The organism is Ruminococcus sp. HUN007 (assembly GCF_000712055.1).
GTDB lineage: Bacteria > Bacillota > Clostridia > Oscillospirales > Ruminococcaceae > HUN007.
Map to the genome: position 1 here is coordinate 1,571,217 of NZ_JOOA01000002.1, position 15,289 is coordinate 1,586,505.

8 protein-coding genes and 3 tRNA genes are annotated in these 15,289 nt (G+C 44.4%); all 11 read right to left on the reverse strand.

What is annotated here, in order from left to right:
* Positions 1–196: 196 nt before the first annotated feature.
* The 11 genes from CC97_RS10930 to CC97_RS10980 all read right to left on the reverse strand — a co-directional run bounded on the left by CC97_RS10930 (position 197) and on the right by CC97_RS10980 (position 15,275).
* A complete protein-coding gene (locus CC97_RS10930) occupies positions 197–2,917 on the reverse strand; it encodes a glycoside hydrolase family 9 protein (protein WP_044974997.1) in 2,721 nt (906 codons plus the stop codon).
* Positions 2,918–3,303: 386 nt separating this feature from the next.
* Positions 3,304–4,767: a glycosyltransferase family 39 protein gene (locus CC97_RS10935; protein ID WP_044974998.1), complete on the reverse strand. Its 1,464-nt coding sequence runs from the start codon at positions 4,765–4,767 to the stop codon at positions 3,304–3,306.
* A 12-nt stretch (positions 4,768–4,779) separates the two neighbouring features.
* Complete coding sequence (locus CC97_RS10940; protein WP_044974999.1) at positions 4,780–7,110, reverse strand: phospholipid carrier-dependent glycosyltransferase; 2,331 nt, start codon at positions 7,108–7,110, stop codon at positions 4,780–4,782.
* Between the two features lie 279 nt (positions 7,111–7,389).
* Entirely contained in the window at positions 7,390–8,940 is a 1,551-nt protein-coding gene (locus CC97_RS10945) for an NAD(P)/FAD-dependent oxidoreductase (RefSeq protein WP_044975000.1), read from the reverse strand.
* A gap of 1 nt (position 8,941) precedes the next feature.
* Positions 8,942–9,418 (reverse strand): GtrA family protein, encoded by a 477-nt coding sequence (locus CC97_RS10950; protein WP_049962851.1) that lies wholly within the window; start codon positions 9,416–9,418, stop codon positions 8,942–8,944.
* 289 nt (positions 9,419–9,707) lie between these two features.
* Entirely contained in the window at positions 9,708–11,072 is a 1,365-nt protein-coding gene (locus CC97_RS10955; protein ID WP_044975001.1) for a citrate/2-methylcitrate synthase, read from the reverse strand.
* 365 nt (positions 11,073–11,437) lie between these two features.
* Positions 11,438–11,511: transfer RNA gene (locus tag CC97_RS10960), tRNA-His, on the reverse strand.
* Between the two features lie 8 nt (positions 11,512–11,519).
* A tRNA-Arg gene (locus tag CC97_RS10965) sits at positions 11,520–11,593 on the reverse strand.
* Between the two features lie 24 nt (positions 11,594–11,617).
* Positions 11,618–11,688 (reverse strand) — tRNA-Gly (locus tag CC97_RS10970).
* 168 nt (positions 11,689–11,856) lie between these two features.
* Positions 11,857–14,214, reverse strand: a complete 2,358-nt coding sequence (locus tag CC97_RS10975) for an ATP-dependent Clp protease ATP-binding subunit (protein ID WP_049962852.1) — start codon at positions 14,212–14,214, stop codon at positions 11,857–11,859.
* 212 nt (positions 14,215–14,426) lie between these two features.
* Positions 14,427–15,275 (reverse strand): hypothetical protein, encoded by an 849-nt coding sequence (locus CC97_RS10980; RefSeq protein ID WP_044975002.1) that lies wholly within the window; start codon positions 15,273–15,275, stop codon positions 14,427–14,429.
* Between the last annotated feature and the right edge of the window lie 14 nt (positions 15,276–15,289).

Here is a 15,289-nt window from a genome sequence, read left to right on the forward strand (position 1 = left end):
GGAGGCGGATCCTCACCGGCTGAAGCTCCGACTGACTGTACTGCGCATCCTGCCGTCATGGAAAGACTGAGGATGAGAGCGAGTATTCGGTCAAACTTTTTCATAAATTCATCCTTTCTGTAAAACGGGTTACTCCTGACTACAGGGGTAACCCGCCTTATGTTTACTGATTTACACAAGCTATGCTGTGAATTAATTACTTCTTGTCAGGACCAAGCTTTGTGATCTTCTTTGAGATGTACTGTCTGAGTGTTGCAAGGTCTGTAAGAGCTGTACTTCCGTCGCCGTTTACATCGGCTGCCTTGAGTCCGTCTCCCTTGATACCTGTCTTGTCGAGAAGGTAGAGTGAAAGGAGTGAAAGGTCTGTTACGTCAACTTTACCGTCAAGGTTTACGTCACCGTAAATGATCTCACCTGTAGTGTTCTTTGAAGGAGAAGATGATGGTGTGGCTGTAGCCTTTGGTGTTGATGTCGGCTTTGGTGATGCTGCAGTATTTGACGAAGCCGCCGGCCTTGATGATTTAGCTCCCTCAGGTATCGGCGGAGCATATCCTGTCTTGGCAACATCTTCAGGAGCGACTGCCTTGTCACCGAACGGTGTTGTACCGTAAACGAGAGTATCGCCGAGGTAAAGCGGAATGCATTCTGTCGGGCCGTAGTCGTCGCTTATTTCGAGTCCCTTACGGCTGAAGTCGTTTGTCGGATCCCAGTTTGAATTGTATTCAGCATCCTGAGGAGCAATGATACCGAGCTGGAGTTCCATAGCACCGCGGAACGGGATGCCGCTCCAGTCCATTTCAACGTAGTAGATGTTTCCTTCTGCCTGGATCGGCTTTGAAACTGCTACGTTCTGCTTTGCATCAGAGCTTGCGCTTACCTTGTCGTAGTAAACTTCAATCTTGAGGTCTTCTGCCTTCTGTCCGTGTTCAACGAGCTCGGAAATGTCGAAGTAGTAACGGCACTTGAGGTTGTCAACATATCTCGGAGGCTGTGATGTGTCAGCGTGTAATCTTACTGTGTACTGTGTTCTTTCCTTGTTCTCCTGATTTACAAGAGCTTCAAGCCAGAATTCCTGAGCCGGTTTTTCCTTCGGCGGGAAGTCTTCGTCAGGCTTCATGTCATCAGTTGCATAGTATTCGTAAAGACCTGCGAGAGCACCGGTAACTGCTGCGTTGTAGTCAACGGCAACTTCGTTGTAGATGTAGTCCTTTGTGATGTCTCTGTGCCAGTCTGTTGCGTCAGGACCGCCTACAAGAGCACCCCAGAGTACATGTGTCTGATCCTTCGGATCGTCCATTGAGAGTGTTGATGAGCCGTGAGCTGCACGGTGATGCGGATGTGAAGCCGCTGTCGGTGAATAACCAACGATGTAAGGACGGTTCATAGGGTTCTTACCCATGATGTATTCCATCTGACCTTCTGCCCAGTCAGAGAATCTCTTGTCCTCTTCGCCGCGTGCAGCTGTTTCCTTGCGGTAAACAAGCGCACAGAGTTCAGCTGCTGTGTTGTAACGTGCTGAACCGTACTCGTTGAGCATTGAGAATCCTTCCGGAGTCTTTGCGAGGAATGTTGTATCCTTTTCGTCGAGCTTATCAGTATATTCATACGGCATATTCCAGATCTCGTCTGCCATGCCGCCCGGATATGTGTGAGGGATTCCTGACCAGTATTCAAGATTCCATCTGAAAATGTACCAGTCACGTGCTGTGTTTGTTATAGGTGCGAGCTTTGCGAATACGCCGCCCCATACTGTATCCCAGCAGTGTACCCAGATGTTCTGCCATGTTGAGCCTGTTGTCTTGATGATACGCTTGATGTAGCCTGTGTATGTTACATGGCCCATATCATCCTTGATGGATTCATCAACTGAGATGATGTCGTCGATGTACTTCTGTTCGCCTGTACATTCATAGAGCCAAACAGCAGCCCATGCAAGTTCATCGTAGTCGTAGCTTGATGTATAGAAACCGCCGTCGTAGCCAAGACTGAGAACTGACATTCCTTCGTCTTCCTCATGTGTCTTTACAGCAAAGTTGTAAAGAGCGATGGCCTTCTTAAGGCTTTCCTCAGCATATTCAGGTTCTGTGTCCTTGAAATTGAGGTAGTTTACAGCGAGTGAAGCTGCAGTACCTGCACACATGTCTGAAGCAGGAGTATCTACTGTTGCGAAATAAGCCGGTCTTGCAAAGTCAAGAAGCATTTCAGAATTCTGAAGCTCCGGCGGATTCCAGTAGTTGTGGTCGTTGTTACCTTCACCTACCTGATAGCAGAAAGCGATAACTTCGCCGTTCTCATCAAGGTAAGTACCGTTCATGTAAAAGTCATTGAACCAGTGAAGAATATTTTCAACGTGTTCCTGCTGGCCTGACTTTTTATATGCATCTCTGAATTCGTAGTAGCCCCAGCCTACCGTTGAAGCTGCGTAAGAGCCAGGAAGTCCGAACTTTACGTGGTCTCCGGCATCATGCATACCGCCGCCGCAGTCGATGAATCCGTCACCGTCCGGATCGAGAATATCCTTGTATTCATCAATGAATTCCTGTGAAAGGTTTGTTCCGAACTTGGCATCGGCACCTTCCTTGGACATTGGTTTAAGAGGAATGTTGTAGTCTTCGGTGTGACAGTCGCCTCTCCACTCGAGCCACTTGAGACCCGGTTCTCCGTTCGCGTCAACGTCATATCCGCACTTGTTGGCGTCGTAGAAGTAAAGCACGTACTGAAGTGCCTTGGCGAAGTTTACTTCAACGTCGTCATAGCTGAAGGAACCCTTCTCAGGAAAAACTCTTTCCTCTTCAGTTACCTCCGGCGGCTTTTCACCTGCATCGGCACTTACGGAAATGCCGGTCCCTGCAAAGCTTCCGATCATCGAAATGCTTAACAGTGAAGCAAGCAGTCTTTTAAGTTTTGTTTGTTTCATACTACACTACCTTTCTTAGTATCTGCGCCTGTGCCATCCCGAACCAGCGGACGACACTCTACAGAATATATTATACCACTGTACTGAATTTCTTTCAACATCCGCACCTGCACCATTTTAGATGAATTTACACCCCTTTATATAGTCAAATACACAATGGCGTCACTCTTTTTTCACAAAATCGTCACAGTTAATCCACGTAAATACGAGCTTTGTCGATAAAGTCCATCAATGGACGAATCAGAGCCGAAAGGAAACAGATGTTTTACGGCATCATGCATACATTGCTTTTTTTACATATAGTTTATACGATTTTTACTATAGAAAACGGTCCTTTGTCACATGTAAAAAAACAACAGTGACAAAGGACCGTTATTTACAGACAATTATCTGATCATCGTATACATGAGTACCGAGAACAGTGCATAGACAGGAACGGCGCTAGCATAAAGCGTACCGATCCACTTCTTTCCGTTTTCTTCACAGTATTTACCGGCAAGAACTGCGGCCGGAGCTACTATGAATGTCATGTAGCGGAAGTCCATGCTGCATCCGTTAGGATACTTTATGTAGAAATAAACTATAGATGCCATAAACACGATCACGGAAGCTGATACAAGAAACTGATCCCTGTTCTCCTTTATTCTGAAGGCGCCTTTTAAAACACCTGTAACAGCCGGTACCGTAAGTGCTATGGCTGCCAGCATAAGGCCTATCGGAATTATCGAAGGAACATCGAATTTGAATTCACCGAAAAGTGATGACTTGACCATGTATGTCCAGAGATTGTAGTCATCGAAAACCTCCGCATACGGTTCGGTCACAAAGTTAGGAATGTCAGGAAGTATGATCCTCTGGAAGAAGGAATGATCACCTGTGTAAAGTTCGTGGTCACTCGGGATCTCGAGAACATAGCCGAAAGGCTGGTCAAATCTTCTGTAGTTTCTTACGCTGTACCAGAGGCCGAGCGGTAGGCTTATCAGAGCGAATACAATGAATTTCGGAATGTACGGACCGAATTTCTTTTCCTTTACCGATCCGAAAAACTTCCATGCAAACACACCTGCGGTAAACAGAGCAAGTGAACCAATGGACAGCTTGGTCATAACACCGCATCCGTAAGTAACGGCAAGTATTATTGTATTCTTCCAGTCAGGACTTCTGTACCATCTGAGAGTGTAAACGAGCGCTATTGTCATAAACAGCGTACAGAGCATGTCCGGCGTGATTCGTTCGCTTAAATAGAACGCCGGGCAGAAAGCGACAAATCCCACTGCTGCCGCACGGTACTTTCCCTTAAGATCAAGTTCCTTACAGAATGTATCTGTCATAAGAAGAACGATGCATGAAGCAGCGCTGCTGATTATTTTGCCGGTATCAACGATCATTTCAGGATCATGACCGCCGGTTCCGCCGAGGAATGAATTGATCGGTGCTGAAACAAGAGCACAGAGAATGTAGAAGAAAGGCTGCTGGTAATACTGCCTTGTGTTTGTCTGCGGAAGCATTTTATCTTCAATGAGAGTAAGTATATATCCGGCATGGCCGTATCCGTCCTTTTCAAACTCCCACATGTCATGTGACCTGACAGAAGCCGGTGTGTAGAGCATGTATCCTATGCGCATGACAAATCCGGCAAATATTATCGATGCGACAAGCACATCGGCAGTGAGTTTCTTCTTCTTTAACATAATGAGATCAAACACTGCTTCACCGGCTATCAGTATTCCCATAAAAATCCTTATGCCGTTTTCATTAGGAAGCATGAGTCGCCACATTACGTAGATAAATGATATAAGTACGAACACTGCTGCGTACTGTAATATCTTTTTTTCTTTAAAAAGTTTCATTCGTGTACCCCCTTATTCAAATATCCATGTAGGTACGAGCTCAAGAACATGCTTGATATACGTTCTCGGAACAGCAATACCTGTGGACTCAGGAAGGAACATGAAGAATACAGCAGCCGAAACCGCCATTGTAATTATCTCCCTTTTCCTTGCGCTGCCCTTCATGCTGCGGAGCGAATTGCATATGAGAAGGATCATGATAAGCAGGCATCCGAAATACTGATAGATAAATACAGTTCTGTGGATAAAGAGCCATGGCATGAGCATTGCGATGTACGAGATCGAAAGATACTGTGCAGCCATGCTCTTTCTTGTTCTCCAGAGAAATACGTTGTGGAAGAAAGCTGCAAGTCCTGCAAACGCAATGAAAGGATTCATAAATGTCGCAACTGAACTTACCCTGTCCCCGTCAAAGCTGTTTATTGCATCGAGAAGAGGCTTCTTGTCAGTGATCCATTCATACCATTCTGACTGGTACGGATGAGAATCGGTGACGTTCGAATGGTAAGAATACATTGACTTTGAATTCTCAATGGCATGATGGATAATATCCTTGTCGGTATATACCTGAGCGAATTCAATGTATGATAAAACATAAGTTACAGATGGAATCACAATGAATGAGATAACGCAGACCACAAAAAGTTTCAGAAGATACGGCATCGATTCCTTCAGCGTCTTCTTTTCAGCACAGTGCTTTATAAGGAAAGTGAAGAAGATGACTGCTATACCAGCTGCCGCGTAAAGGCCGGTCCACTTTGTTGCGATTGCAAGAGCGGTCGAAACTCCGCAGAGGAAGATCCAGAGTATCTGCTTTGAAAGTTTTCCCCCTCTAAGCATCTCATCGACGAAACAGTACATGAAGAAGAACATCATCACGATGAACTGTGCTACGATAATGTCGATTGTAGCGATCCTTGAAAGGGTGAGATGCATGCTTTCCGTTGCAAGAAGCACACCGCCTGTCAGCGCACTGCCTGAACGGTGGCTGATCTTCCACGCAAAAAGATACATGAGCGGTACCATTAACGTTCCGAATACTGCTACTGTAAATCTCCAGCCGAACGGATTCATGCCGAAAGCTCTTATGCCAAGGCCGATAAGTGTTTTGCCGAGCGGCGGATGTGTGTTTTCATAAATAGGAAGGTTATGAATAAACTCATATCCTGTTCTTCCGTGATAGATCTCGTCGAACATCATTCTGTAGTAGTAAGATGCTTCAGTTCCCGGGAATTCATCCTGTTCATCGAAAAGTTCAGGATATGCCGAAGTGTTCACCGGTGTGATCACACTGTCATCGCTTCCGAGAACAATTACTTCATTGAAATGAGTATCCTCATGGCTGAAAACAATGCCGATATATCTTACGCTCCATGAAAAATCAACACGGTTCCACGCAAAAGCAGTCTTGAGTTCCTCGCCTTCCTTTATTACCTTCCACTCACGTTCAACTTCATCGTAAGCAGAAACGCTTATCTTTCTTAAACTCTCAGGTCCGAGGAAGATCTGAAGGCCGGAAACGTTCTTATATTCGCCGAGATCGATAATTATTTCGGAATTGTCCGGATCATTCGAATTGAATTTTCTTGATGTTTCAGGTGAAGTGTGTGATCCGAGCTGAAAGAATACCACGGCAGCATAAAGTGCTGTAAGTATTATGATGTGGATAAAATTCTTTTTTCCGAATTTTTCAGGTGCTTCGGAAGAAATCGCCGGAACATCTTCGCCGTTGCCGGAAGTACTGCCCTGTTTACCGTAATTCCTTATTGCCGGGAAAAGCATTACAAGTCCGGCTGTTATCAGAAGCAGCCCCGCCACAAGAAAGGTAGGGAAATAGTGTTTGTTGTACAGTTCGGAAAATGAATGACGCTGCGCAAACAGTGAATAGCCTCCGAAATGAATGCCTGTACAGATCGTTACATAACTGCGCATAAACGAAGAAGGCGAAGAAAGCGGATATTTGCTGCTCATAATGCCTGTCACCACAAGTGCAGCCGCAGTCACAGCAATGTTTGCGATGATCATCTTTGTCCCGCCGACTGCAATACAGATCACCGGAAGCGGACTGAAGATATACAGAGCCGCCGCAATACTTTTGCTCCTTGTCATTCCCGACGCAGCAAAGCATACTGCTGCAAGTACCACTGCGTCCAGAATACAGGCTACGTAATTTGAAGTTCCTCTTTCCTGCATCATGAACAGCGGAACGAGCCTCATAAGCACGTAAAACGGTACGAGCTCTGCAGGTGAATATCCTTTGATCATGTTATGCCTGTCGCGGTACGAATATATGCACCAGAACAGAGCACAGGATATTATTGTGTAGATAAATACCGATGTCAAATGTGATTCCTCTTTTCTTTGTATAGTTTACTGTATATAAGGAAACACTGATTAAATCGGAAATCCGGCTTCGCCGGATTTCCGAAAGTGGGATTTGCGGGGCTTCGCCCCGGAGCCCCACGCTGATTTATGAATAAATCAGCGTTTCCATAAGAACATACAGATATATAATAACATATTTTCAGATGTAGTTCAATGATTTTATGGCGTTATTGACAAAAAAAGATCCTTAAGCGATATTTTACTGCATCGCTTAAGGATCTTATGAAGACTGATTTATCAGCTGTTCTTTTCTTCGTGGTATTCCTTCTCGGTATTGACATTCCAGATGTTGTCCTTTGAAGTTTTGCCTGAAATAATATTCTTTGCTGTTTCAAAGGCTGTGACCATGGAGTGGTCCATGTTGTTGTAGCGGTGCTGTCCGTTACGTCCGACACAGTAAAGATTGTCAAATGAATCGAGATATTTTACAAGTGTATCGATCTCGCTGTATGTATCGAAATAAGCCGGATAAGCCTTCTTTACGCGTTCCCTGTGTGAATCAAGAACTTCACCTGCATTGTTGATAACACCCATTGAAGCAAGTTCTCTGGTAGCCATTTTAATGCATTCCTCATCGGAAAGATTCCAGAAGTCGTCATTTTCATTGCAGAAGTATTCAAGACCGATCCATACTGTTTCCTCAGGCTTTTTAACCATGTAAGGTGACCAGTTGTTGAATATCTGTATTCTTCCGAGTTTAACGCCTGTATCCTGAACGTAGATCCAGCAGTCAGGAACGATGTTTCCGAGTGTCTTTATATCTGTTTCGTTCTTAAGATTGAGCTTGTTTACGAGAAGACCGACTGTAACGAAGTCTCTGTACGGAAGGCCTGCAGCGATCTTTGCAATGTCGTCCGGAACATCATTCATACCGCCGACAAGATCCTTGAGCGGCATTGATGAGATGAAAATGTCACCGTCAACAGTTGATCCGTCAGCAAGTTCAACTGAGTTTATCTTTCCGTCTGCAGTGTTTATCTTTACAACTTCAGAATTCATTCTGATCTCGCCGCCGAGCTTCTTTACTTCCTCAGCAACTGTTTCCCAGAGCTGACCCGGACCGTACTTAGGATAGATGAATTCCTCAATAAGGGAGGTTTCAACCTTTCTGTCCTTGTTTCCGCCGCCGATCTTTGAGAACATATCCTTGAGAACGGCTCTGATCGAAAGACCCTTTACACGCTGTGCACCCCAGTCTGCGGAGATGTCGCGCGGATGTCTGCCCCAGAGCTTTTCAGTGTATCCTTCAAAGAACATAGAGTAGAGCACCTTGCCGAAACGGTTGATGTAGAAGTTTTCAAGTGAATCCTCTGGCTTCTTGGAAATACATGAGCCAAGGTAGCTGCATCCTGCTGAAACAGTTGATGCAAAGCCCATGTTCTTAATGGTCTGCATCTTCATTGAAATAGGATAGTCAAAAAACTTTTTCCTGTAGTAAATTCTTGAAACACGGTTCCTTACGAGCATTACCCTGTCAGTTTCCTCAGGGTCAGGACCGCCGGCTTTGAGTTTTTTTACTCTGCCGAGCTTGATGTCATCAAATGAAGGCTTGCCCTGTGTAGGCATCATATTTTCCCACCAGTTTGTTACATCTCTGTCCTTTGAGAAAAATCTGTGTCCGCCTATATCCATACGGTTGCCGTTATGCTTAACTGTTCTTGAAATACCGCCTATTTCAGATGATCCTTCAAGAACGGTCACACTGTACTGATCATTCGCCTTGCTTAAAAGTTCATATGCAGCAGTAAGTCCGGCAGGACCTGCACCTATAATTACAATATTTTTCAATTTATTTTCCCTCTGTCTTTCGTGATGGTGTGTAGAGAATTATCTTCCTTGCGAGATAGTTATAAACGAGAACGATTATGGCAACGATGATCTTGGCTGCATAACGGTTCACTGAAAGCATCTCGGTGGCAAGATACATAAGAAGCATGTTGAGTCCGAACCCCACAAGACCGATGAGGACATATCCGATAAACTCACCGTATCCTGATTTTGCACTGGACTTCTCCTGAAATACAAATTTCTTGGAAAGTATGAAATTAGTGATGATACCTGTGACAAATCCGGCTGTTGTCGCAAGTGCTGTGATCTGCCATGATGAACCTGCCTGACAGACAAGTGTGTAGGTCGCAAAATCCACAACAAAGGCAATACCGCCGACAAACGCATATCTGAAAAACTTTATAAGTCCGTTTTCTGTCGGAGCAAAAAACAGCTCCTTAAACTTAAAAGCAAATATCAGATCAAGTAACTCTTTCATTTCATCTACCTCTTAAAAATTATTACCCACGTATTTTTTATTATACAATAAATTTCACTGAATGTATAGTATTTTTCTGAAATTTAATAAAAAAATCATGATTTAACTGCAGATTCGGCTTCACCGGATCTGCAGTTGGAGTGAAAACGGGGCTTCGCCCCGCCCCCCACGTGAATGTTAAGAAACTCTCCTTAAAAGCAGATCAGCATATCCAAACCTACGTATTTACGTAAGTACGATATGCTGATCATGTTGTATTCAGAACTTTTTTAACAGTCCATTTCTTTGATTATCGGTCTGACATTTTAGTGTATTCAATGTGATCTGCAACCGGTCGGTATGCAGGACGTATTATCTTGCCGGCACCTATAAGCTCCTCAATACGGTGTGCTGACCATCCCGATATTCTTGCAACGGCAAAAATAGGCGTGTACAGTTCAGCCGGCAGTCCGAGCATACGGTAAATGAGCCCGCTGTAGAAGTCGATGTTCGCACTTACGCCCTTGTAGATCTTTCTCTTTTCGCCGATAACGACAGGAGCAAGACGTTCAACGAGGGTGTAGAGCTCGTATTCCTTCTCCATGCCCTTTTCAACTGAAAGATCCTTTACAAACTTCTTGAGCACTCTTGCACGCGGATCTGATATAGAATAAACTGCGTGTCCCATGCCGTAGATAAGACCGGAGTTGTCGAAGCCGCGCTTTTCAAGAAGCGCAACAAGGTATTCCTTTATTTCTTCTTCGTCAGTCCAGTCCTTCACCTTTTCCATAAGATCATCGAACATACGCACCACCTTGATGTTGGCACCGCCGTGCTTAGGTCCCTTGAGTGAGGCAAGTGAAGCAGCAGTAGAAGAATATGTGTCCGTACCGGATGATGAAACGACATGTGTCGTGAAAGTCGAATTGTTTCCTCCGCCGTGTTCTGCGTGAAGAACAAGGGCAAGGTCGAGTATCTTCGCTTCGAGCTCAGTGTATTTTGAATCACTTCTTAAAGTGTAAAGAATGTTTTCAGCCGTTGAAAGATCCGGACGCGGTCTGTGAATTATAAGGCTTCCGCCCTTTTTGTAGTAATTGTATGAGTGGTAAGCGTAGACAGCCATTACCGGAAGAAGTGCTATCAGTTCAAGGCACTGTCTTAAAACATTCGGAATGCTGGTGTCATCCGGCGCATCGTCATAGGCATAGAGTGTGAGAACGCTTCTTGCAAGAATATTCATCATGTCGTTGCCCGGCGACTTCATTATAATGTCCCTTACGAACGTGGTAGGAAGCTTTCTGAAACTGCCTATAAGCCCGCTGAAATCCTTAAGTTCATTTTCTGACGGAAGCTTTCCGAAAAGAAGAAGATATGTCGTTTCCTCAAACCCGAAGCGGTTCTCGGAAATGAAGCCTTCAACAATATCCTCCACATCGATGCCCCTGTAGTACAGCTTTCCGTCACACGGAACTGACTCACCGTTCACGATCGTACTTGAGCATACTTCACTGATGTCTGTAAGTCCCGCAAGCACGCCTTTACCGTTCAGATCACGAAGGCCCCGCTTGACATCATACTTAACATAGAGTTCCGGATCAATATTGTGGCAGCTTACACATTTTTCCGCAAGCTGATCGATAGCCGGAGTAACTTTTGAAAAATTGTAGTTTGACATTTGAACCACTTCCTTTATAATGAATTGAGATAAAAACACCTGCAAACGTTCCGCGCTTTCTCTGATCCGGTGAAAGCATTTCAGCAGAAACGCTATAATGCTAAACAAGTATTTTCATAGTCTAAGTACTTTATATTATATCACATCGGCAAATGTCTATTTGTTAACAAACTGTAAACAGGTCCGTTCCTGCATCGAAATTTTATTTCTGCATTTTTCAGTTTCCGCGTTTTCACTCAGATGCCCCGCCAGTAATACGACGCTGATTTTTCACTGCGATCCGGCTTAAATTACGTATGAAGTTTTTATGGAACAAAAAATCCCTTTGGTATAAACCAAAGGGAACATTATCGTTATTTATTAAGGGTGGATAGTGGGATTCGAACCCACGGTCTTCAGGACCACAATCTGACGCGTTAACCAACTACGCTATACCCACCATTTAAATGCATCTTGCTGGATTCGAACCAGCGGCTTACTGCTTAGAAGGCAGTTACTCTATCCAACTGAGTTAAAGATGCATAGTACTTCTTAACAGAAGTCTAAGCGGGTGATGGGAATCGAACCCACGTGTTCAGCTTGGAAGGCTGACATTCTACCATTGAACTACACCCGCATTTAATTTTTGCCGCCTTTCTCAGTCGGCTTTATTATTATACTACAACGGAGATCGTTTGTCAACACTTTTTTTTAATTTTTTTAAAATTTATTTCGCCGTCGTACTGTAACGCATAAAACGGGCGTCTCATAATGAAACACCCGTTTAATATAAACATATTTATTTTTACTTGCTTAGATCGATCCCTGAAGCCGCAGCTTCCTTTTTGTCTGACAGTTTTTCGCCGGCAGATTCGAATGAAACCGTGATCTCGTTCTTTTCCTTATCGGCTGTTATGATAAGAGCTGTGATCACGCTTTCAGGATTGTCGATTATTGTACCTGCCACCTTGTCCTCAACGTTGTCACGGATAACTCTGCGGATGTCGCGGGCTCCGGATTTTCTGTCGTAGGACTTTTCTGCTATCACTTCAAGAACAGTATCGTCATACTTAAGTCCGATATCCTTTTCAGCAAGAGCTTCTCTCATCTCTTCGAGCATGAGACCTGCGATCTTTGCGTAGGAATCCTTTTCAAGAGGCGAGAATGTGATGACTTCATCGATTCTGCTCATGAATTCCGGACGGAGGAATTCACGGAGGCCCTTCATCGCTCTTTCCTTTGAAATGTCCTCGGTAGTCTTGTTGAAGCCGACACCTGTGGACTTGTCTGCAGATCCTGCATTTGATGTCATTACAACTATCGTGTTTTCAAAGTTTATGTTTCTGCCCTGTGAATCGTTGAGCTTGCCTTCGTCAAGTATCTGAAGAAGGATATTCATAACATCAGGATGTGCCTTTTCGATCTCATCGAACAGAATTACCGAGTATGGCTGTCTTCTTACCTTTTCAGTGAGCTGACCTGCCTCATCGTAGCCTACATATCCCGGAGGAGAACCGATAAGTTTTGAAACCGCATGCTTCTCCATGAATTCAGTCATGTCGAATCTGATAAGCGGTTCTGTCGAGTCAAACATTTCGGAAGCGAGTACCTTTACAAGCTCAGTCTTGCCGACACCTGTAGGTCCGACAAAGATGAATGAAGCCGGTCTGCGTCTCTTGGAAAGCTGGACTCTCTTTCTTCTTATAGCCTTTGCAAGTGTTTCAACTGCTTCGTCCTGACCGATGACTCTCTTCTTAAGAGCTTCTTCAAGATGCGCTATCTTCTGAAGTTCCGGTCCGACTACCTTGTTGGCCGGAATGCCTGTCCAGAGTTCGATGACTCTTGCAATGTTTTCTTCTGAAACCCTTGCATTATCCTTCTTCTTTGCTGCGTCGTCAAGTTCTTCCCCGACTCTGATTATATCAGCCTTTATTTTTGCAAGCTTTTCGTAGTCTACTTCATCTTCCTCTTCAATTTCACGGGCTTTTTCGACAAGATCATCGAGTTCGGCTGACTTGCTGTCGTATTCGGCAAGTTCCCTGCTTTCGATAGCCGCAAGAGCACAGCCCTCGTCGAGAAGGTCTATCGCCTTGTCCGGAAGGAATCTGTCGTTTATATAACGTTCTGAAAGAACTGCACACATTTTCAGGAGTTCATCGTTTATCCTTACACGGTGGAATTCCTCGTAGTGTCCCCTGATTCCCTTGAGTATCTCGAATGTCTCATCAACAGTCGGCTCATCTACAGTTACCGGCTGGAAACGTCTTTCAAGCGCGCTGTCCTTTTCGATGTATTTTCTGTATTCAGCAAATGTGGTGGCACCGATGACCTGTACCTCGCCTCGTGAAAGGGCAGGTTTAAGAATGTTGGCGGCGTTCATTGAACCTTCGGAATCACCTGTACCTACGAGACTGTGTACCTCGTCGATGAAAAGAATTATATTTCCCTCTGATCTGACCTCATCAACAAGTCCCTTCATACGGCTTTCAAACTGTCCGCGGAACTGTGTTCCTGCCACCAGTGATGTAAGGTCCATAAGATATACTTTCTTATCCTTAAGGCTGAACGGAACATCACCCTTGTTTATACGCTGTGCAATACCTTCGGCGATAGCTGTTTTACCTACACCCGGTTCACCGATAAGGCACGGATTGTTCTTGGTCCTTCTTGAAAGGATCTGTACGACACGGCTTATTTCCCTGTCGCGTCCGACGATATTGTCTATCTTGCCCTCTTCAGCTCTTCTGCTGAGATTCGTACAGTAGTTTTCCAGAAACTTGAGTTTCTTATCTTTTTTCTTTGATTCGCTTTTCTTCTTCGATTCTGATTTTTCGAATGCATTTCCGAAAAGCGATCCGAATCCGCCCTTTCCGTTCTTCGGATCTGACGAACCGTTGATCATGTCCTGAATAAAAGGAGGAAGAACTGTACTTGCTCCGCCCGGTTCAAACGAATCACCGTCAACAAGTTCCATCATCTGTTCTGAAAGCTGATCGATCTCGTCATCGGTAATACCGAGCTGCTCCATGTAATCCTTTATCTGCGGTATCTGAAGTTCCCTTGCACAGTACATGCAAAGCCCCTCGTTTTTCTGTGTACCGCCGTTCATCGCTGTTATAAAAACAACAGCCGGTCTCTTTTTACATCTGTTGCATAAAATCATAATTGCCTCCGAATACCATTTTTATATACCGTTTTTCTCAGGAAACACTGATTAAACCGGAAATCCGGCTTCGCCGTATTTCCGGAGGCGGGATTGCGGGGCTTCGCCCCGGACCCCACGCTGATTTATGAATTGATCAGCGTTTCCCTTACATATTACTTACCGGCATAAATTTATCAATATTATAAAGATATTTAAACACATAGGAATTATTAAGTGTTTTTTTCATCCATAATGTTTTCAATACTTATACCTGACCAGATAATTATCTTGACAAGAACTGCAAGAATAACAATTACCATAAGTCCGTTCAGGATCTCAACTACTGCACCGGCAGCTGAATCACCTGCACCCATTGCATCCTGATCCTTGTTTCTGAAAGCGATCGAGAATATGATACTTGTAAGTATCATAAGAACTGCTGAAGCTATAACGAATGACATGAGCTTTACAAAGCTGAACATAACATCACTTACACAGTTTTCAGTTATATACCTGGCAGCGCTCTTGCGGTCGCTGTATATCATGCTTATGAGCTTATAGGTTTCTTCTTCATTTGCTTCGTTGAATTTTTCAAAGAAATGTCCGGAGCACGGCGGAAGCTTCTTTGCGATTTCATTCTGAAGCGACACCCTTATTATGTTGTTAAGTCCGGTAAAGCAGGCAGATTCATTGACCTGGTTGCCCACGCCGGATGTGCTGTCGATAAGCTTCCAGAATTTCTTGTCCATATCAGTCTGTGAACTGAGCACGCGCTCTGCCTCATCTTCCGAAACTTCTTCAATAAGAGTAAGTTCCTTGTATTCCTTGTTGAAATAACCGTTCAGATCAAAGTTATCAACTGCTTCCTCAACCGACAGGCTGACAGAATCACTTATCATCGCCTCATACAGAGTTGACGCAATTATACCTGACATGAAAAAAGACAGAACAACGAACACAAGATTTACAACAAAAGGGATCAGCGTTCTCGCAGTACCCTTTCTGATACCGTGTACAAGAAACAAAACAAGCAGAACACCTGCTGCAGCATCAAAACACCAGTTAAAATTACTCATCATTTACACACTCCTGT

What these genes read in the sequence shown, in the direction of transcription:
- CC97_RS10935 (WP_044974998.1), bottom strand. Translation starts at nt 4,767, where the DNA reads ATGAAACTTTTTAAAGAAAAAAAGATATTACAGTACGCAGCAGTGTTC.
- CC97_RS10930 (WP_044974997.1), bottom strand. Translation starts at nt 2,917, where the DNA reads ATGAAACAAACAAAACTTAAAAGACTGCTTGCTTCACTGTTAAGCATT.
- CC97_RS10950 (WP_049962851.1), bottom strand. Translation starts at nt 9,418, where the DNA reads ATGAAAGAGTTACTTGATCTGATATTTGCTTTTAAGTTTAAGGAGCTG.
- CC97_RS10955 (WP_044975001.1), bottom strand. Translation starts at nt 11,072, where the DNA reads ATGTCAAACTACAATTTTTCAAAAGTTACTCCGGCTATCGATCAGCTT.
- CC97_RS10975 (WP_049962852.1), bottom strand. Translation starts at nt 14,214, where the DNA reads ATGATTTTATGCAACAGATGTAAAAAGAGACCGGCTGTTGTTTTTATA.
- CC97_RS10980 (WP_044975002.1), bottom strand. Translation starts at nt 15,275, where the DNA reads ATGATGAGTAATTTTAACTGGTGTTTTGATGCTGCAGCAGGTGTTCTG.